The 18277-nt window shown below is 64.6% G+C and carries 18 protein-coding genes; 11 read left to right on the top strand and 7 right to left on the bottom strand.

Going from position 1 to position 18277, the window contains the following annotated elements:
* Positions 1-18: 18 nt before the first annotated feature.
* Positions 19-1779, bottom strand: coding sequence for a penicillin-binding transpeptidase domain-containing protein (locus tag Q0A27_RS12240; protein WP_291475866.1), 1761 nt, complete (start codon positions 1777-1779; stop codon positions 19-21).
* A gap of 110 nt (positions 1780-1889) precedes the next feature.
* Here Q0A27_RS12240 and Q0A27_RS12235 point away from each other — a divergent pair, with 110 nt between their 5' ends.
* From Q0A27_RS12235 to ligD, 7 genes are all read left to right on the top strand, one after another.
* Entirely contained in the window at positions 1890-2948 is a 1059-nt protein-coding gene (locus tag Q0A27_RS12235) for an alpha/beta fold hydrolase (protein ID WP_291475864.1), read from the top strand.
* Positions 2949-2959: 11 nt separating this feature from the next.
* Complete coding sequence (locus Q0A27_RS12230) at positions 2960-3835, top strand: class I SAM-dependent methyltransferase (RefSeq protein ID WP_291475862.1); 876 nt, start codon at positions 2960-2962, stop codon at positions 3833-3835.
* A 44-nt stretch (positions 3836-3879) separates the two neighbouring features.
* Positions 3880-4716 (top strand): thioesterase family protein, encoded by an 837-nt coding sequence (locus Q0A27_RS12225; RefSeq protein WP_291475860.1) that lies wholly within the window; start codon positions 3880-3882, stop codon positions 4714-4716.
* Between the two features lie 48 nt (positions 4717-4764).
* On the top strand, positions 4765-5547 hold the full coding sequence (locus Q0A27_RS12220; protein ID WP_291475859.1) for a GH25 family lysozyme: 783 nt from the start codon (positions 4765-4767) through the stop codon (positions 5545-5547).
* Positions 5548-5595: 48 nt separating this feature from the next.
* Entirely contained in the window at positions 5596-6183 is a 588-nt protein-coding gene (locus Q0A27_RS12215; protein ID WP_291475858.1) for a hypothetical protein, read from the top strand.
* Positions 6184-6999: 816 nt separating this feature from the next.
* Complete coding sequence (locus Q0A27_RS12210; RefSeq protein ID WP_291475856.1) at positions 7000-7992, top strand: 2-oxoglutarate and iron-dependent oxygenase domain-containing protein; 993 nt, start codon at positions 7000-7002, stop codon at positions 7990-7992.
* Positions 7993-8010: 18 nt separating this feature from the next.
* Positions 8011-9327: a non-homologous end-joining DNA ligase gene (gene ligD / locus Q0A27_RS12205; protein ID WP_291475854.1), complete on the top strand. Its 1317-nt coding sequence runs from the start codon at positions 8011-8013 to the stop codon at positions 9325-9327.
* Between the two features lie 7 nt (positions 9328-9334).
* Here ligD and Q0A27_RS12200 read toward each other — a convergent pair whose 3' ends face one another.
* Both Q0A27_RS12200 and Q0A27_RS12195 read right to left on the bottom strand, forming a co-directional pair.
* A complete protein-coding gene (locus Q0A27_RS12200) occupies positions 9335-9640 on the bottom strand; it encodes a thiamine-binding protein (protein WP_291475852.1) in 306 nt (101 codons plus the stop codon).
* A gap of 15 nt (positions 9641-9655) precedes the next feature.
* Positions 9656-10786 carry an aminotransferase class V-fold PLP-dependent enzyme gene (locus Q0A27_RS12195; protein WP_291475850.1) on the bottom strand — a complete coding sequence of 377 codons (1131 nt, stop codon included), beginning with the start codon at positions 10784-10786 and terminating at the stop codon, positions 9656-9658.
* Between the two features lie 17 nt (positions 10787-10803).
* Between Q0A27_RS12195 and Q0A27_RS12190 the strand changes: the two genes are divergently transcribed.
* Both Q0A27_RS12190 and Q0A27_RS12185 read left to right on the top strand, forming a co-directional pair.
* Positions 10804-11160, top strand: a complete 357-nt coding sequence (locus Q0A27_RS12190) for a DUF952 domain-containing protein (protein ID WP_291475848.1) — start codon at positions 10804-10806, stop codon at positions 11158-11160.
* Between the two features lie 94 nt (positions 11161-11254).
* Positions 11255-12745, top strand: a complete 1491-nt coding sequence (locus Q0A27_RS12185) for a phosphatase PAP2 family protein (RefSeq protein WP_291475846.1) — start codon at positions 11255-11257, stop codon at positions 12743-12745.
* A gap of 153 nt (positions 12746-12898) precedes the next feature.
* Here Q0A27_RS12185 and Q0A27_RS12180 read toward each other — a convergent pair whose 3' ends face one another.
* Positions 12899-13093 carry a hypothetical protein gene (locus Q0A27_RS12180; RefSeq protein WP_291475844.1) on the bottom strand — a complete coding sequence of 65 codons (195 nt, stop codon included), beginning with the start codon at positions 13091-13093 and terminating at the stop codon, positions 12899-12901.
* A 44-nt stretch (positions 13094-13137) separates the two neighbouring features.
* On the opposite strand from Q0A27_RS12180, the gene Q0A27_RS12175 reads away from it, so the two are divergent.
* Positions 13138-13341, top strand: a complete 204-nt coding sequence (locus tag Q0A27_RS12175; protein ID WP_291475842.1) for a hypothetical protein — start codon at positions 13138-13140, stop codon at positions 13339-13341.
* A 263-nt stretch (positions 13342-13604) separates the two neighbouring features.
* On the opposite strand, the gene Q0A27_RS12170 is transcribed toward Q0A27_RS12175, so the two are convergent.
* Together Q0A27_RS12170 and Q0A27_RS12165 are read right to left on the bottom strand one after the other, a co-directional pair.
* Positions 13605-14483, bottom strand: a complete 879-nt coding sequence (locus tag Q0A27_RS12170) for a hypothetical protein (RefSeq protein WP_014009884.1) — start codon at positions 14481-14483, stop codon at positions 13605-13607.
* Positions 14484-14625: 142 nt separating this feature from the next.
* The gene (locus Q0A27_RS12165) at positions 14626-14970 is read right to left on the bottom strand and encodes a hypothetical protein (protein ID WP_291475838.1); all 345 of its coding nucleotides are present in this window, start codon (positions 14968-14970) and stop codon (positions 14626-14628) included.
* Positions 14971-15188: 218 nt separating this feature from the next.
* Between Q0A27_RS12165 and Q0A27_RS12160 the strand changes: the two genes are divergently transcribed.
* Positions 15189-16811 (top strand): hypothetical protein, encoded by a 1623-nt coding sequence (locus Q0A27_RS12160; RefSeq protein ID WP_291475837.1) that lies wholly within the window; start codon positions 15189-15191, stop codon positions 16809-16811.
* Positions 16812-17235: 424 nt separating this feature from the next.
* On the opposite strand, the gene Q0A27_RS12155 is transcribed toward Q0A27_RS12160, so the two are convergent.
* The gene (locus Q0A27_RS12155; RefSeq protein ID WP_291475836.1) at positions 17236-17721 is read right to left on the bottom strand and encodes a recombinase family protein; all 486 of its coding nucleotides are present in this window, start codon (positions 17719-17721) and stop codon (positions 17236-17238) included.
* Between the last annotated feature and the right edge of the window lie 556 nt (positions 17722-18277).

Here is an 18277-nt window from a genome sequence, read left to right as displayed (position 1 = left end):
TCTGACTCCGCCGGACGTCTACTGTGTGGTGACCTCCGACAGGGCCTCGTCGCGCAGGAACTCGCCCGAAAGGTCCACGGCCGGGGTGGAGGAGTCTGCCCCGGAGATGAAGGTGCAGAAGGCGACGTCGCCGACCACGCCGACGAACCACCCGTGGGCCGGGCCGCCGTCGACCTCGGCGGTGCCGGTCTTGCCGCCGAGCCCGTCGATGTCACTGAGCTGGGACGCCGTGCCCGATTCCACGGTCTCCCGCATCATCGACCGCAGTGACTCGACCACCGCCGGATCCATCGGCTCCGGAGACTGGTCAGCTTCCGTCTTCTCCCCGGTGACCAGGGACGGGGTGACCATCGTTCCGCCGTTGGCGACCGAGGCCTCCATCAGTGCCAGGCCGAAGGGGGAGGCGACGACCTCGCCCTGCCCGATGGCGGACTCCACCCGGGCGGCACCCTGGTCGGTGGTCGGCACCGAGCCGGTGACCGAGGTCATGCCCGGGGCGTCGAAGTCCACACCGAGGCCGTACTGTGCCGCGGTGTTCTTCAGGTCATCGGGCTCCAGGTCACGGGAGATCAGTGCCTGGGTCGTATTGCACGACTGTGCGAAGGCGGTGTGCAGCGGCACCTCGCCGAGTTCGAAGTCGTGGTCGTTGGGGATCGTGCGACCGTCGACATCGACACTCGCCGGGCAGGAGACCGTGTCATCGGCGTGGACGGTGCCGCGGGCCAGGGCGGCTGAGGTGGTGACTGTCTTGAATGTCGATCCGGGCGGGAAAAGCCCGGTGAGTGCCGGTGTGCCCTCAGCGGAGGCGGCGTCGTTCTGGGCGACGGCGAGGACTCCGCCGGTGGAGACCGACATGGCGACGATGGATGCGGGCTGGTCCACCCCGTCGAGCACACGGTTCGCCGCGGCCTGCATGCCGAGGTCCATGGTGGTGTGGACCGGATCGACCTGGTCGGCGTCCTTCTGGCCGAGCACCGTGGCCGGAGTGCCTTCGGCGTCGGCGACCGCGAGGGTCCAGCCGGCGGTGTCGTCGAGTTTCTCGGTCCAGTAGTCGGTGAGGCCGCCGTCGAGTGGGGAGGAGGACGCCGAGGCCGGCAGCAGGCGTCCGTCCTCACGGGTCGAGACGCCGGGGAGGCCGGTCATGGCGTCCTTCACCCTGTCCCAGTCCTCGGCGCGCAGGGAGAACAGGGCCACTTCTCCGTCGGCATCGCTGATCTGCGCTTCGGCGTCGGCGGTGTCGAAGTCCGGGATCGCGGGACGCACGGCGTCCGCCACGGCGTTGAGGTCGGTCTCGTCGGTGGCGGTGACCACGGTGACCGGTGTCCAGGACAGCTGGGGGTCGTTGCGGCGGTCGAGGACCTGCAGTCCGTAGTTCCGGTCGTCGGAATAGGTGAGGGTCGAGTCTGCGGTGAGATCGTCGGAGAACAGCGTCGGGTCCCAGGCGACCTTGTCACTGTCGCCGGTGGACAGGGTGCCGGTGGAGGTCACTTCGTCACCGGCGGGGACGGTCCAGGTGGCGGTGGTGGAGCCGTCGTCGTTGTCGAGGTGGAGGGTCGTCTCGCCGATGGACTCCTCCATGCCGGTCAGCCACGCTTCCGCGGCTTCCGGATCGGTGGTGTCGGAGGCGGCGTCCGCCCAGTTCCCCTCGTTGACCGCGGAGAGGAATCTGTCGGTCGGGGAATCCGTCCACGGCATCGAGCAACCGGAGAGGGCCACCGCGGAGACCGTGAGTACGGCGGCTGCGGCGAGGGACGCGGGGGACCGGGTCAGCAGAGACATGGGGCCAGGCTACGGATGACGGTGGCGCCCGGCAGAGCAACGGTGTACTTTCGTCGGCAACATCGTGAGGTCAGTCACAGTTACTCTCCGACCGGAAGGACCACCGTTTCATGCTGAGCAACGCCTTCTACACCGCCGAGACCCAGGGGCCCTATGAGACCGCCTCCATCGGGCGCCTGGAGCTGGAGGAAGGGGGAGTGATCGAGGACTGCTGGCTGGCCTACGCCACCGCCGGTGAACTCAACGAGGACAGGTCGAACGCCATCCTCATCCCCACCTGGTACTCCGGTACCCACGGCACCTGGTTCCAGCATTACATCGGGGAAGGGCACGCACTTGACCCGTCGACGTACTTCATCATCAGTGTGAACCAGATCGGCAACGGGATGTCGGTCTCCCCGTTCAACACGCGGGACGCCTCGATCGCGATGTCGAAGTTCCCGGACGTGCGCATCGGTGACGACGTTGTCGCCCAGGAACGTCTGCTGCGTGAGATGTTCGGCATCGAGGAGCTCTTCGCCGTCGTCGGTGGTTCCATGGGAGCCCAGCAGACCTATGAGTGGATTGTGCGCTTCCCGGACAAGGTGCACCGGGCCGCACCGATCGCCGGCACCGCGAAGAACACGCCACACGACTTCATCTTCACCGAGACGCTCAACGAGACCGTGACGGCGGATCCGGGTTTCAACGGCGGCGAGTACTCCTCGCACACCGAGGTCGCCGACGGTCTTCGCCGTCAGTCCCACCTGTGGGCGGCGATGGGCTTCTCCACTGAGTGGTGGAAACAGGAGGCATGGAAGGGGCTCGGGCTGGAGTCGGCGGAATCGGCACTGGCGGATTTCCTCGACCCGCTGTTCATGTCCATGGACCCGAATACGCTGCTCAACAATGCGTGGAAGTGGCAGCGTGGTGACGTCTCCCGGCACACCGACGGTGATCTCGCCGCCGCCCTGGGCCGGGTCACGGCGCTCACCTACGTCATGCCGATCAGCGAGGACATGTTCTTCCCGGTCCGTGACTGTGCTGCTGAGCAGGCCCTGATTCCCGGTAGCGAGCTGCACGTGATCGACGACATCGCCGGCCACCTCGGTCTGTTCAACCTCTCGCCGACCTACATGGAACAGGTGGATGCCGCCCTCGGTGAACTCTTCGGCAGGGAGACGTCGTAGAGTCTGGTCCTGTGAAAAGCCCCGTCGAGAACGCTGCCCCGGAATCCGCCGAGAAATACACCCACGGCCACGGCGACGCCGTGCTGGGCAACCACGCGCGGCGCACCGCCACCGATTCCCTGGCCTTCGCCCTGCCGTATCTCACGGCCGCGTCCCGGGTCCTCGACGTGGGCTGTGGTCCGGGGTCGATCACCCTGGACCTGGCGGCGATGATCGCCGGCCTCGGCGGTGCGGCGTCCCAGGTCACCGGTGTGGAGAACACACCGGTTCCGCTGGAGGCGGCTGCTGCCGCGGCTGAGGCGCGGGGAATCGGTGCACAGTTCCTGCCCGGGGACGTCTACCGGCTGCCATGTGAGGACGCCTCCTTCGATGTCGTGGTCGCCCACCAGGTCTTCCAGCATCTCACCGACCCGGTAGCCGCACTGCAGGAGTGCCTGCGTGTCACCGCACCGGGCGGGGTCATCGCCCTGCGGGACGCCGACTACGCCGCGATGTCCTACCACCCGGCCCCGCTGGGCCTGCGTGAGTGGACCCACCGCTACCGGGCGATGGCGCAGGCTAACGGGGCGGAGCCGGACGCCGGACGCCATCTCGTCGGTTGGGCGCTGGCCGCCGGCTGCAGGATCGAGGACCTCACCTACTCGACCTCCACCTGGGTCTGGTCGAACGCACCCGGCGGACGACCGACGGAAGACCTCGCAGACAGCTGGTGCGCACGGGTCAACGAGGAGCGCTTCCGTGACCAGCTCGCCGGTGTCCTGGGTACCTGGGACGCCGATGCGGTGGAGACCGCTGCCGGCCGGATCTGCCGCGGGTGGCGTGAGTGGGCCGATGACCCGGCCGCCATCTTCCTCATGCTGCACGGTGAGCTGCTGATCCGTCGCTGAGGTTCCGGTACGCGACGGGCGACGGAACTCTACGATGGGTCTCCGTGAGTGAAAACATGAATCAGCATCCGCCGTTCAGTGACGTCAGCGCGGTGACCCGGGTCGACGACAACCGCTGGACCGCGGACATCCATCCGGGCTGGACGATCCTGGGAAACCCCAACGGCGGATACCTGCAGGCACTGATGGTCAGGGCAGCATCCGACCTGGTCGCCGGGGAGCATCCGCACCCGGTCGCCGTATCCACCCACTTCCTCCGTGCGCCCCGGCCCGGGATCGTGGATCTGGAGGCGGAACTGCTCCGGGCCGGCAGGACGACAACACAGGTCCGGGCCCGGATGAGTCAGGGTGGGAAAGTGACCGGCGAGACCACCGTGACCTTCGGCGCGCTGGTGCAGTCTGCGGACGTGGGGCAGTCCGGCATCTGGAACTCGGCCGGGCTTCCGCCGGCCCCGCACCCGGTCGAGGGCTGCGCGCCGTACCCGGCGGCAGGGGAGGAACCGCCCGTCGAGATCTACCGGCATGTCGGTCTGCGACCGGACCCCGGACAGCCGATGTTCACCACGGGAGAAGGACGCGGTGCCGGCGAGGCCCGGGCCTGGGTGGAGCTGCCCGGTGGGGAGGACTTCACCCCGGAAGCCCTCCTACTGGCGGCGGACGTACTACCCCCGGCGACCATGGACATCCGACCTGCCGGCTGGGTGCCGACCATCGAACTGACCACCTACATCCGGGCACTTCCGGCTCCGGGCCCGGTGAATGTCCTGCTCGTCGCCAACATGATTCTCGGCGACCGTGTCGATGAGACGGCGACGGTGTGGGATTCGACCGGTGCGATCGTGGCGCAGTCCCACCAGCTCGCCGGGATCCGTTTCTCCTGACCAGAAAATGATCACGAATCGGTAACATTACGTGTTAGGGTGTCACCTATGCGCACCCCTACCACGGTCATCCTCTCCCTCGCGGTGGCGGCCGCCGCCGTCCTCACCGCCCCACCCGCCTCCGCCGACAGCTCCCTGCCGTCGTCGACCGACGGATCTGCGTCCGGATCCGGAGCTGCCGGCTCCCTCTCCCCGGACAGTGTCGTCGACGGTATCGACGTCTCCAGCCACCAGCACAACGTGGCCCCGGTATCGGACTGGGTACAGGCCCGGTCAGCAGGTACCGATTTCGCCTATGTCAAGGCGACCGAGGGAACCGAGTACGTGAACCCGAACTGGTTCGGTGACATCAACCTGGCCCGCCTCACCGGGATCCGTGGCGGAAACTACCACTTCGCCCGACCGTCCGACGCCCCCGGGGATGCGGTCGCGCAGGCGAACATCTTCGCCACCGCCACGATCGGTTCACCTGCGCCGACCCTGGCACCGGTCCTTGATCTCGAGGACAGCGGCGGCCTGACTCCGGAGCAGCTCCAGTCCTGGGTCCGTGACTTCCTCACCACCCTCAAGCTGCGGACCGGACGGGACGCGGTGATCTACACCTACCCGAACTTCTGGAAGTCGGAGATGGGGGACACCGCCGAATTCGCCGACCACCCGCTGTGGATCGCCGACTACAACGGCGGCGACGCGCCCGAGGTTCCGGGCGGCTGGTCGACCTGGACGATCTGGCAGACCACCTCCACCGGAGAAGTCCCGGGTGTGGAGAGCCCGGTGGACCGGAACGTCTTCAACGGGAACATCCAGGGGCTGGACAGGCTGCTCGGGTAAACTCGTGGTTCAACCAGATCCGCGACCCGATGGAGAGCGACAGTTCCGATGAGTAACCAGTACCCCTACGGCAACGACGGTTACGACGACCAGACCCGTCAGTACCGCCGTGAGGACTACGGGCAGTCCCCCTACCGGCAGCAGGGGGGCCGGCAGCAGAGCTACCAGCAGCCCCAGTACCAGCAGCCCCAGTACCAGGACTCCTACGAGGACCGGGGGCCGACACTGCTGGCGGGGAAGTTCGAGGCCAAGAAGGTCTCGGTCAACCTCGTGCTGCTCGGCGTCCTGTCCGCGATTGTCACCTTCGCCGTGGTGCTCATCGTCGACCAGCTCATCGCCGTCGTCAGTGACACGGTGGCCCAGGGGCCGGGTGCCGCGGTGATCCACGGTGTGGTCGCCGGCATCCTCGGCGTCTTTGCCGGTCTGCTCTACATCCCGGTTTCCGGTACCGGCAACGAGGGGCTGTTCAACGCGGCGATCATCGCGCTGACCGTGGCTGCGGCCGTGTTCTACGTCATCTTCGGTGGCCTGCTGGACAAGGACTGGAAGACACTGCTGTCCCTGGCCGCGATCCTCTGTGCGGGAATCACCGCCTACGCCGCACCCTCTCGGATCGAGACCGCCCGGGTGCGGTAGGGGATGTCCGGGGGGCTCCGGGAAGGATCAGTCTTCTGCGTGATCCCGGAGGTAGGCGGGCGCCTGATTCGCGGCGGTACCCATGTGTTCGGCGGCTCTTCCGATGGGGCGCAGGAGCCCCGAGGACCGCGACCGCGCGGAGGAACTCCAGCGCGTGTTCCGGGACTTCCCGGAGGACAGGGACATGCGCCTGGAGGCCCATGCGTTCTCTGGTGAGTGGAAATGCTGCAGCGACATCGTCAGGCGTGATACGTTCCCCGCTACCGAATGTCCAGCTCAGTGAACCCAGCAGCTGAATCAGGTAGGAGTATCCGTGGCCGGTACGTCGACGGTGATGAGCAGTCCACCGTCCCGGACGTCCAGTGTGGTGACGAGGTAGTGCAGGAGATCGCGGGAATGTCTGTCGCCACGAGATCCTCCACCATGTCGTGGGACGACGTCACCCTGGATGCAGTCCAGCCGCGGTGTCGGGCCTCTTCTTCCAGCAGGTTGAGCAGGACGGTTTTTCCTGGGCATCGCGGTCCGCTGACCAGTGTTAACCGGTAGGGGGATCCGGGGCCTTCAAGAAAGGCGGGTCCGGCATTCATGGTCACCAGTTCCCGGCTGACGACGACGGTCGGGGTGATTCCGAAGCTGGGGCGGAACGGATTCCGGGATTCCATGGAGGCCTCCCGGTGTTCAGTACGTTCTGTGCGATCTGTACTATTTGTACGGTTTTGGAGAGCACAGGGGTGCCGGGGTGGGGGAGGCCTGGATTCTACGGGGAACCTGAGTAGGATGACCTGCGTCCACGCCCGTGAAGAAAGGTAAGCCTACATGTCGGCAACCCCCGATATTCCGCTCATTGATGTCGCTGTCTGGCGCACCGGGGACGCAGCCCAGCGGGCGGCCCTGGCCAGGCGTCTGGACCAGGCGATGCAGGATTCCGGTTTCTTCATGGTGAGCGGCCACGGGATCGACCCTGAACTCTCTGCCCGCGTCCGTGCGACGGCGAAGGAGTTCTTCCATCTGCCCGACGAGGTCAAGGAGCAGTACCGGACGCCGGTCGGCGGACGCGGCTGGATCCGCAGGGGAGACGAGGCCAACGCCTACTACGGCGAAGAGATCGACCCGGAGAAGGCCGACCTCAAAGAGACGCTCACCTTCGGCCGTGACTTCCGTACCGGGGATGCGGAGATCGACGCCGGGTACTTCGCGGAGAATGTCTACCCGGCCGAGGTCCCCGAGCTCCGGGAGTTGGTCCTGGCCTGGATCGACCAGGCCCGCACCCTCTACGTCGACCTGCTGGAGATGCTCGCCACCGCGCTCGGTCTCGATGAGCAGTACTTCGTGGAGCGGGCGTCCAAGTCGCCCAACACCTTCAACATCAACCGGTATCCGGCACTGTCGGTCGTTGGCCAGGCGCGCCAGGGTCAGTACCGCATCGCCCCGCACACCGACTGGGGCCTGGTGACCATACTTGACCGGCAGCCCGGCTACGGCGGACTCGAGGTCCAGACCCTCGACGGTGAGTGGGCGACCGCCCCCTTCGTCGAGGGTGCGATGACGATCAACATCGCCGATCTGCTGGCCCGATGGACCGGCGACCGGTGGCGTTCAACGAGGCACCGCGTCCTCGCACCGCCGAAAGAGTCCCCGGCCGAGGAGTTGTACAGCATCATCTGCTTCTGCGAGCCGGACATGGACCAGATCGTCGAGCCGTTCGCACCGCCGGTCGGTGGTGGTGTCCACTACGAGCCCGTTCGTGCCGCCGACTACTTCACCGAGCGCAATGACGCAGCGTCGGTGGGGGCGGACGTCGCCAGCTGACCGTGCCACCATGGGGACATGGCTGACACCGACACCACAGACACCACAGACACCGTCGATGTCGCCGGCCGCAGTGTCCGGTTCACCCATCCGGACAAGGTGATGTACCCGGCGACCGGGACGACCAAGCGCGACCTGGCGGACTATGTGCGGGCCGTGGCCCCGTGGTTCACCGCCCACGCCCACGACCGTCCCGCCACCCGCAAGCGCTGGGTGGAAGGGGTCGGCACGGCAGCAGACCCGGGGGTGTCCTTCTTCGAGCGCAATCTGCGCGACGGTACGCCGGAATGGGTGAGTACGCGCGAGTTCGACCACGAGCCCCGCACCGTCACCTACCCGCTGGTCAATGACGTCGCCACACTGGTCTGGCTGCTCCAGCTGGACGCCCTGGAGATCCACACCCCGCAGTGGCGCTACGGTCCCCGCGGCGGGATCCACGGGCCCGACCGGGCCGTCTTCGACCTCGACCCCGGGGAGGACGCCACGCTGGCCGACTGTGCCGGGGTTGCGCACCTGGTCAAGGAGAAGCTGGATGCCCGTGACCTGGTGTCAGTCCCGGTGACCACGGGAAGCCGGGGGATCCATGTCTATGCCGGGTTGACCGGGAGCCGGCGACCGGCCGCAGTGCGTGATCTCGTCCATTCCATCGCCGACGAGATCGCGCAGGAGCACCCTGAGCTGGTGACTTCGACGATGTCGAAGCAGCAGCGCCGGGGGAAGGTGCTCATCGACTGGAGTCAGAATGACGGCGTGAAATGCACCTGCGCGCCGTATTACCTGCGCGGCAGGTCTCAGCCGACGGTCGCGGCGCCGCGGTACTGGGAGGAGATCGACGCGGACGTCCGCCAGCTCGGCTACCGGCAGGTCATGGAACGGCTGCTCACCGAGGGCGACCCCATGGCGTCGTTGCTCGACAGGGAGGACGGTGGTCCCGCCTTCGTCGTCCAGGAGCATGACGCCACCAGTCTGCACCAGGATCTCCGGCTGGAGCATGGCGGCGTCCTCGTGTCCTGGGCGCTGCCGAAGGGTGTTCCGGAGTCGACGGAGCAGGACCGTCTCGCGGTGCAGACTCCGGACCATCCGCTGGAGTACGCGTCCTTCGAGGGACGCATCGGGGAGGGGAACCCGGGTGCCGGCACCGTGACAATCCGGGACGCCGGCAGCTACGTCCTGCACTCATGGGGTGAGGACAAGATCGTCGTGTCGTTGCAGGGCCACCGGGGACACGAGAGTCACAGCACCAGCCTGCTCGGTGGTGAGTCGCGGAAGTTCGCCCTGATCAGGACGGAGATGGACGGCAACCCGGACAACTGGCTGATGCACCGGATGGCCTGATGAACCGTCAGTTCCCGTCGATCGCGGCGTTGAGCCGCTCGACTTTGCCGGTGATCTCCCCGGACCGACCCGGGCGCAGGTCGGCCTTGAGCACCAGCGAGACCCTGGGGGAGACTTCGGCGACGGCCTCGCAGGCCCGCTTGATCACGGGCATGACCTCGTCCCAGTCACCCTCGACGGTGGTGAACATCGACGAGGTCTCCTGGGGCAGGCCGGAGTCACGGACGACCTCCACGGCCCGGGCGACGATGTGGGACATCGAGCCGTCCGGTTCCGGGGTCGTGGACGGGGCAATGGAAAAAGCGAAGAGCATGCCCCGAGGCTGCTCCTAGAGGCCGAGCTTGTCCAGTCCGGCACGCAGGCGCTCGACAGTGCCGTCGACATCCTGCAGCTTGTCCAGGCCGAACAGTCCCAGGCGGAAGGTGGAGAAATCCTCGCGCTCACCGCACTGCAGCGGCACGCCGGAGGCGACCTGGATACCGGCCTCCTTGAACTTTGCGCCGGACTTCACCGCGGGGTCATCGGTGTAGGCCACGATCACGGACGGGGCGGCGAAGCCCTCGGCGGCGATCGGGGAGATGCCACGGGAGGTCAGCAGCTCGGTGACCTTCTCGCCGAGTTCGATCTGGGCGGCGCGGAGCTTCTCCAGTCCGATCTCGCGGGCTTCGACCATGAGTTCGGCGTTGTGCGCGAGCGAGTCGGTCGGCATGGTGGCGTGGTACGGGGTGGTGCCCTCGACGTAGGAGTCGGCGATGGTCAGCCACTTCTTCAGGTCGATGGCGAAGCTGGTGGAGGTGGTCTCCTCGACGGCCTTCCGGCCGGCCTCGCTGAGCATGACGTAACCGGCACACGGGGTACCGGACCAGCCCTTCTGCGGGGCACTGACCAGGACGTCGACACCGGCGTCGGTCATGGAGACCCAGGAGGCGCCGGAGGCGACACAGTCGAGGATGAACAGGGCACCGACCTCGTGGGCGGCCTCACCGAGGGCACGGAGGTAGTCGTCGGGGAGCTGGATACCGGCGGCGGTCTCCACGTGCGGGGCGATGACGACCTGCGGCTTCTGCTCACGGATCGTGGCGGTGACCTCGTCGATCGGGGCGGGGGACCAGGGTGAGGTGGTGGCGTCCTCGGCCTGGCTGGCGGTCAGCACCGTGATATCGTCGGTGATCCTGCCGGCGTCGATGATCTGGGACCAGCGGAAGGAGAACAGGCCGTTGCGCACGATGAGGGTCTTCCGGTCAGTCACGAGCTGACGGGCGACGGCCTCCATGCCGTAGGAACCGCCACCGGGGACGATCGCGACAGCTGAGGCGTCGTAGGCGTCCTTGAGTACGGAGATGATGTCCTGCATGACGCCGACGAAACGCTTCGACATGTGGTTCAGGGACCGGTCGGTGAAGACGACGGAGTACTCCAGCAGACCGTCCGGATCGATGTCAGTGTGGGGAAGTGTCATGGGTAACATTTTGGCACATGACGATCTACCACATTGCCGCAAGGTCCTCCTGGGACGCCGCCGTCGCCACCGGTGAATACCGGGTGTCCACCCTCGAGCAGTCCCTCGACGAGGTGGGGTTCATCCACGCCTCCTTCGCCGACCAGATCGCGGGAACTGCAGACCGGTTCTACCGCCCGGCAGCCGAGGCCGGCGTCCGGCTGTGCGTCCTGGTTGTCGACGAGGACGCCGTGCGCGCTGCCGGAACTGAGATCCTCGAGGAAGAGGCCGGAAACGGCCAGCGGTTCCCGCACATCTACGGCCCGCTGGCGACCGACTGTGTCAGTGAGGTCAGGGAGGCCGGATTCGGTCCGGACGGGGAGTTCCACTACTGACCCGTCATCACTTCGACCTGCAGTAACGGAGAATCGTCCGCCAGGTAGTCTGGAGTGGTCGGTAGTCAGCTGCAGGTGGATGGAGAGTGCGTCAATGGGTGGTCGTGTGAGTGGTCGGTTCCGGCGGACCGCGGTGGGCGAGATGCTGTCGGGGGTCGTGCGGATGGACCGGGACGTGTTCGACGCGGTCGCCGGAGCTGAGAATCCACGCCTGGACGCCTTCCTGCCCAGACTCACCGGTGCAGCCGACTACTCGAAGCTGTGGATCGGGATCGCCGGTGCGATGGCCCTGACCGGGAACCCCCGGACCCAGCGGGCGGCGACGCGTGGGCTGGTCAGCGTGGCCGGCACCAGTCTCATCGCCAACCAGGTGGCGAAGCGCTGGTGGCGGCGGCAGCGACCGGGGCACGGGTCGGTGAAGGTGGCACGTCAGATCCGTCGGTACCCGAAGTCGAGTTCCTTTCCCTCGGGACACTCCGCCAGTGCCGCAGCCTTCGCGTCCGGTGTGGCGGTGGAGGCCCCGGGGCTCGGAGCAGGGGTAGGTGCCCTGGCAGGTCTCGTCGGTTTCTCCCGGGTGTACACCGGCGCGCACTATCCCGGCGATGTGCTGGCCGGATTCGGTCTCGGTGCGCTGATCACCGCGATCGGAGCGAAAATCGTGCCGCCGCCGGTGGTGCCGGACATCTCCGGGGTTGAAACGCATATTGTCGATGCGCCGGCGCGTCCTGAAGGTGAAGGACTGGTCCTTGTCGTGAACCCGGCCTCGGGCGGTGGGACAGGGGAGAGGGTCCTCAAGGAGGTCGAGAAGGCGCTTCCGGCCGCCGAAATCGTCACCCTCGGGCCGGACGATGACGTCGAACTGGTCCTGGAGGACGCCGCATCCCGGGCTGAGGTGCTCGGCATCGCCGGTGGCGACGGCACCGTGGCCGCAGCCGCGGGTGTCGCACGTGCCGCGGACAAGCCGCTGGCGGTGTTCCCGGGCGGCACGTTCAACCACTTCGCCAAGCAGATCGACTGCGCCACGACCGACCGGACCATCGCCGCGGTGAAGTACGGGACGGTGGAGAAGGTGGATGTCGTCACGCTCAATGGTGGGACCACGCTGCTGAACACCGCGAGCATCGGGATCTACCCGCGGTTCGTCGAGATCCGGGAGAAGTACGAGGGGAAGACAGGCAAGACCGTGGCTGCGGTCATCGCCGCCTGGCGGGTGCTGAAGGACGAGAATGCCGTCGAGATCAGGTACGACGGCAAGACCCTGAAGACCTCGCTGTTCTTCCTCGGTAACTCGCTGTACCAGCCGTCGGGGTTCGCCCCGGTCGACCGGGCGACGATCGAGGACGGACTGCTCGATGTGCGGATGCTGGAGACCGGTCGTCGGTTCTCACGGCTGCGTACCGTGGTGGCGCTGCTGAGCGGAAATCTGGGTCGCAGTCCCCTGTACCACGAGCTGCACCGCCCGGAGTTCCACTGCGAGATCCTCAGTGAGCCCACCGAGGTCGCCTACGACGGCGAGGTCGGGGACAAGGTCTCGGAGCTGGACTTCGTCGCGCACTACCGGGTGCTGTCGGTCTACCGGCCCTGAGGCTGACCGTACTCATTCGAACTGACACTTTCTCATTCATTCTGACGCCAGCGACCTGGGTGTTTACTCCGCCGCGGGTGGTTTTTACCACCGAGGTGTCTCAGGTGATCTGACATTTCCGTACCGATAGCTTTGTCCAGTTCTGCGCAGGGGCTACCTGGCTCTCTGCTTGCCATCGGACTCCGCAGCCGGATGGATGACCACCAGGTGGGTGACGCCGCCCTGGCTCACACAGTCTTCGGCCATCTGGAACACCTGTCGGTGGAAGTCCTCGTCGGATACTGCCGCGTTCACAGAGCTCAGCACCGGGATGTAGGAGAACGGGTCTGCTACGCGTGTGGGTGACATCTGATCTAGTTGCCCCTACTGGGCGGCCTGGAGAATTGATTCCCATGGCCAAGCGCTACCCCCGGGGATTCTGTGACGACGTTGTCCGCGGCGTCAGGGCATCGGTTATTCACCGTCCGTGTAAGGACTGGGCTCTCCAGCACATCTCCTGCGTCGTTCTGGTCGTCGCCGTCAAGGTTGATCAGGACGCGTGTGCGGTCGGTGATGTTGACGGGCAGTTGGCGAAGCGACATGTCCCTGACTCCTGATTCCTCGTGTATCGGCGAGGCTATCTCAGGATCAGTGAGAGAAGAGGGGGTAATCCGTACTGTCTCGTGTCACGTGCGAAAAATCTCGACATGACTGAGACGGGACAACAGGTGTCCTGTCTCAGTCTAACTGACACTTTTCTCACTCATTCTGACACTATCGACCTGGGGGTTTGCCGCTGCCCGGCGTCAATACCAGCCTCTGGCGTCTCAGTTGATCTGACAGTTCCGTAACCGCGCCAATGTCCAGTTCTGCGCAGCGACTATCTGGAGCGGACCTCGGTGGTGAACTTGGCGTTCTTGTCCTCCCCTCCCTCCGTCCACGCTGCGGCGATCTCGACCGTTCCACTGCTAAGGGGGATTACGATCCAGCTTCGGGTGGAGTGTGCTTCCAGGGTGAACGGAGTGGTGGGAAGGTCGCCGTCGTGGACCCTGCAGCCGTCGAGCCCGGTCACCGTGAAGGTCAGATCCTCAGCGGGCACGGACCCTGTGTTCTCGACTACCAGTCGGTTGCTGGTGGTCTTGTATTTTTGCTTGCCTCGCTTGTCCACTCCGTCAGGTTTCTCGGTGTGTTCGTGATGCCACGCAAGCTGAGCTCCCGAGAGTGTAATCGTCCGGGAATGTGCAGAAACATCCCATCCCGCTTCGTCAATGTCATGCTGGAGCGCCCGAACTACCTGACCTGCAAGGTCCTGGGGATCGTTATAGTCCCCGAGCAGTCCGCTGTCTTGAAGACCTTGCCTGAAGTCTCGCAGTGCCACCTGCTGGTCGAGGTCGGCTTCGCGGGGAACGTCCTCGTTCGAGAAGTACACGTGCACGGGTTTTCCTAAGGCATGCGCCCTCTGGATCTCTTCTGCGGTACCCGAGACACTGACACCCGTGTCTGTGCCGAGCCGACTGTCGAAGAATGCGACCACCACGTCAGCGCGGTCAACGGCCTGTGAGTTGATGATCGCCTGGGGCCGGTCGCCGAGGGTAGGCACGGCGGAATGCTCGTACAGCCAAGGAAGTAGAGCAACCCCCATGCGTCGTCCGCTGTTGATGTTCCAGTTGTTGATTGCCTCGCGGACGCTGGCGCGTTCTTGCTGTGTGTCACCCGGGGAGGCGATGAGGACCAGTACTCCGGTCAGTTGAAGTGTCATGCCGTCATCGTAGTGGTGCGACGGACGCGGATCGTCGCTGAGCGACGGAGGCGTCTACCGCGCGGTTCCGGCAGAGAGTTCTACAGCGAAGTATTGCTCCACCACGGGCGGGTGCTGGGGTTTGTCACCTCTGCGTTGTCGATCATGGTCGCCGGCCGCGCCCGGCCAACTCGTCGAACCGGGCCTCCCACTGGTCACGCAGCGGGGTGGGCAGGGCCAGCCGTGGCCGGGCGTCGATCAGCGTCTGCCGTTTCAGGAGGTGGAGGTCGCCGGCGTCCCGGGCGCGGTTGAGGATGACCTTGTAGAGCGCGTCGATGTACCGCGGGGCCCACAGGTCAATCTCGCCCAGACGCTGGTTCTCGTCGAGCTGTTCCAGGTGGTTGGGCAGGGTGAGGACGTCAGCTGCGGGGATTTCTGTCCAGACCGTGCAGAGTATAAGGGCTCTTTGAGAAGCGTCAGGTGACCAGGCATCGGTTTGTGAAGCCATACTGGCACCGCCGCTCCCAGGACGTGGGCCGGGGCGTCGGTGTGGCGGTCGTGGCGAACATACAGCGCACACCACCCCCACTCTTGTCGACTGAGTGAAAACATGGTTCACTCAACGATAGTGTCCCAACACTTGCACAGCCTTTCAAAATATTCCGCTGACGTGGCTTTTGGTACACCTGACGTTTCTCCCCATGCACTCACCACCAAGAGGAATCAATGCGACACAAAGTACTCAGACCGCTGCTCGCGGTTGTCCTCGCCCTCGGACTGAGCTCAACACTGTCCCCGACTTCGGCGGCGCAACCCAGCATCACCACCGGGCCCGATGACTCGGCCTCCGCGCGAGCGAACGCTGAACAAGAGGCGATCGACAATGCTGCCCAGGCTGCAGCGACACCCGCTGCCGGTCGAGAAGACCTCGAACCCGCTGAACCCGGCTTCGATGACAACACGATCGACAACGATGCCGGGGCCGACTGGCACGCCACCACTGACCCCGAGGCGATGATCACCCCCGGTCAGATGCGCTCAGACACTGAGGACATTCCCGGCGGATTCACCAAAGAGGAAGCTGACCGCGCCGAGGTCCAGGAAGCCGCCGAACAGCAGGCCGAACAAGACCGTGCAGCCAACCCCCTGGCACGCGCACTAGCAGCAGCGCCGGTCAACTGCACCACCTACTGGCCCAGCCCCTACAAGGTCTGCGGAGCAATCCGCGAAAAGTATGACGCCATCGGCGGACCCACAAGCTTCCTCACCTGGCCGAAATCCGATGAGCTCGGAGTCCCCGACGGGGTCGGGAGGCGTAACGAGTTCGTCAACGGGTTCATCTACTGGCACCCCACCACCGGTGCACACCCTGTCACCACACACTTCTCCATCGTATGGGCACGCAACGGATGGGAAGCCGGGCGCCTCGGCTACCCCACCACCGACGAGATCGGACTGTCCGACGGTATCGGACGCAAGCAGTCGTTCCAACGCGGACACATCTACGGCTCCCTCGCCGGCCTCGCCAGTATCCAAGGGCTCATCTACGACAAGTGGGTCGCCACCGGCGCAGAAGGCGGACCCCTCGGCTACCCCACCGCCGACGAAGCCGGCACACCCGACGGTGTTGGGAGGTATAACCACTTCATTGGAGGAGATATCTACTGGCATCCGGAATACGGAGCGCATCCAATTTCTGGAACAATACTTTTGCGATGGGACTCTCTCGGCCGAGAATCAGGAGCATACGGCTACCCTGTAAGTGACGCAATACCCACTACATCTATCTGGTATGACCAAACATTCACAGGCGGAACTCTTACAGGCGCTCCCATATCGAAGGATCTGTACTGGCCCATTGGGAACTCCACCAATTCCAATGCAAGAGCAAAGGCAGAGGTTGATGGACCGGCAGAGAATTACGAAGATCGAGTTCTGGGATGCGTAGATTACGAGGTCTCTGGCGACACAAAGCTAGCACTGTTTAATGTTCATGGCAAAGGCAGTGTCCTACTATACTGCGAACGCTTTAGAAACCACATAGTCTCCGTAGCTAACCCAGGAAGTGGGCATTTTAACGAGGTACCTCCGACCAGGTCAGACTACTACGATTTTCTAGCCTGCGTTAACTATACGCTCAACGCAGAGGACTTCGATAATGCTCATGGAAACAATTGGGGAAGACAAAGGGGAAATAAGAAGTCAGGGGTGAACAGTGTAGCAATCGTCAACCCAAATGGCGGACCATCTGGAACCGAGAACGAGCTGTGGACAGCGTGGGCAGGATACGACGAATACTCCGGAAAATGGCACGGCTGCGTGGATGGTCTTGAGGTCCTATGGAAGTAGGCGGACAACAAATTAGGAAGCTAGTACTCCGTCCAGAACATGGCCACCCGAGCTCACTCTGGGGGGAACCCCCGAGGGATGAATCAGTTGGAATTCGTCCTTATGTAACAGCGGAAGACTTCAATCTAAGTGAAGCGTTGACACGAAAATTACACTCTTGGACTGCGTACTTTCAGGACATGTTTGTTAGCGAATCGTCCCGCTTCGATGATCCGCCGGTATGGAGACCGGGTTCCAAAGTGGAAGAATGGAATAAATGCGGACACGACATCGTAAGCGCTCTAAAAGAAGAACTTGTAGACTATTTTGTGGAGGACAAGTTCGACACGTACGTATATTCTGTAAATGAGTGCCGTAGAAGAAATGGGTTGCCGCCATTTGTGCCCGGTCCAGGCGGCAGATAACATCCGACAGGTATAGGCCTCTACTTATCTTCTGCATTGAGACTCCGATATACTGTCGACCTACTGACCCCGAGTACCTTCCCGATCTCTGACACCGTCATCGTCTTCGCCTCATACAGTGAGCGGACGGTGGCGGCTTGCTGCTCGGTGAGCTTCTTCGGCCGACCCCCGACCCGACCCCGTGCCCTGGCCGCTGCCAGGCCGGCAGTGGTGCGCTCGATCACCAGATCACGTTCGAACTGCGCCAACGCCGAAAACACATGGAACACCCGCCGACCACCCGGGGTCGTCGTATCAATGGTCTCCTGCAATGAAACGAACCCGACGCCGCGGGCCTGTAGATCCTCCAATTGATCGATCAGATGCGGGACCGAGCGGCCCAACCGGTCCAGTCGCCACACCACCACCGTGTCCCCACCGCGCAGCTTGCCCCACAGTCGGTCCAACTCCGGACGGTGCGACCCAGCTCGCGATTTCAGAGTTCGGGACGCGGTATCCGCGCTCACTGAGGCCGGTTGGTCGGTAGGGGACCAGGCTGCACTGCTGGGAATGGGCGAAGGTCAGTGGGGAGTGTCGAGCGGATCGATCGCACGTTGATGACCGAGTGTGCCTGCGCAGGTTGTACCTGAGTGAAGCGTGCCGCGAGGTTATGCGGCTCTTCTCGTTTGGGAATGCGTAGCTGACCCGTGATGGGGATCCGGGGTGGCACAACATACAGAGGTACTGACCGGGGCAAGATGAGAGTTACCACACCTTCATCTGACCGAACCATGACCCTACCGTGCACCCTAACGGCAACCTCGTCGCCGACACTATTTTGCCGCACCGCAGGGTGAATCGCCCCGGGTCTGCGGCACTTGTGGGGTCTGCACAGTCCACGACGCCGGCCGTTGGCCAGATGGTGCTGGCTGATGGTGGTGCCACCTTTCAGAACCTGATGTACCTCAACTTCTTCGGTGGCTGGCGTGGGGGTTCCGACCACAGCCACGTGTCGGTGTCCAGCAGGGCGACCGACCCGGCCGAGTCCTCCTGCCCCAGTGAGACCACACGGACCCCGTCGTG

The organism is Corynebacterium sp. (assembly GCF_022712275.1).
In the GTDB taxonomy this organism is placed as follows: domain Bacteria; phylum Actinomycetota; class Actinomycetes; order Mycobacteriales; family Mycobacteriaceae; genus Corynebacterium.
The sequence above is the reverse complement of the archived record's forward strand: the minus strand, read 5'-3'. Positions and strand labels throughout refer to the sequence as shown.

What these genes read in the sequence shown, in the direction of transcription:
- Q0A27_RS12240 (WP_291475866.1), bottom strand. Translation starts at nt 1,779, where the DNA reads ATGTCTCTGCTGACCCGGTCCCCCGCGTCCCTCGCCGCAGCCGCCGTA.
- Q0A27_RS12235 (WP_291475864.1), top strand. Translation starts at nt 1,890, where the DNA reads ATGCTGAGCAACGCCTTCTACACCGCCGAGACCCAGGGGCCCTATGAG.
- Q0A27_RS12220 (WP_291475859.1), top strand. Translation starts at nt 4,765, where the DNA reads ATGCGCACCCCTACCACGGTCATCCTCTCCCTCGCGGTGGCGGCCGCC.
- Q0A27_RS12215 (WP_291475858.1), top strand. Translation starts at nt 5,596, where the DNA reads ATGAGTAACCAGTACCCCTACGGCAACGACGGTTACGACGACCAGACC.
- Q0A27_RS12210 (WP_291475856.1), top strand. Translation starts at nt 7,000, where the DNA reads ATGTCGGCAACCCCCGATATTCCGCTCATTGATGTCGCTGTCTGGCGC.
- ligD (WP_291475854.1), top strand. Translation starts at nt 8,011, where the DNA reads ATGGCTGACACCGACACCACAGACACCACAGACACCGTCGATGTCGCC.
- Q0A27_RS12200 (WP_291475852.1), bottom strand. Translation starts at nt 9,640, where the DNA reads ATGCTCTTCGCTTTTTCCATTGCCCCGTCCACGACCCCGGAACCGGAC.
- Q0A27_RS12195 (WP_291475850.1), bottom strand. Translation starts at nt 10,786, where the DNA reads ATGACACTTCCCCACACTGACATCGATCCGGACGGTCTGCTGGAGTAC.
- Q0A27_RS12190 (WP_291475848.1), top strand. Translation starts at nt 10,804, where the DNA reads ATGACGATCTACCACATTGCCGCAAGGTCCTCCTGGGACGCCGCCGTC.
- Q0A27_RS12185 (WP_291475846.1), top strand. Translation starts at nt 11,255, where the DNA reads ATGGGTGGTCGTGTGAGTGGTCGGTTCCGGCGGACCGCGGTGGGCGAG.
- Q0A27_RS12180 (WP_291475844.1), bottom strand. Translation starts at nt 13,093, where the DNA reads ATGTCACCCACACGCGTAGCAGACCCGTTCTCCTACATCCCGGTGCTG.
- Q0A27_RS12175 (WP_291475842.1), top strand. Translation starts at nt 13,138, where the DNA reads ATGGCCAAGCGCTACCCCCGGGGATTCTGTGACGACGTTGTCCGCGGC.
- Q0A27_RS12170 (WP_014009884.1), bottom strand. Translation starts at nt 14,483, where the DNA reads ATGACACTTCAACTGACCGGAGTACTGGTCCTCATCGCCTCCCCGGGT.
- Q0A27_RS12165 (WP_291475838.1), bottom strand. Translation starts at nt 14,970, where the DNA reads ATGGCTTCACAAACCGATGCCTGGTCACCTGACGCTTCTCAAAGAGCC.
- Q0A27_RS12160 (WP_291475837.1), top strand. Translation starts at nt 15,189, where the DNA reads ATGCGACACAAAGTACTCAGACCGCTGCTCGCGGTTGTCCTCGCCCTC.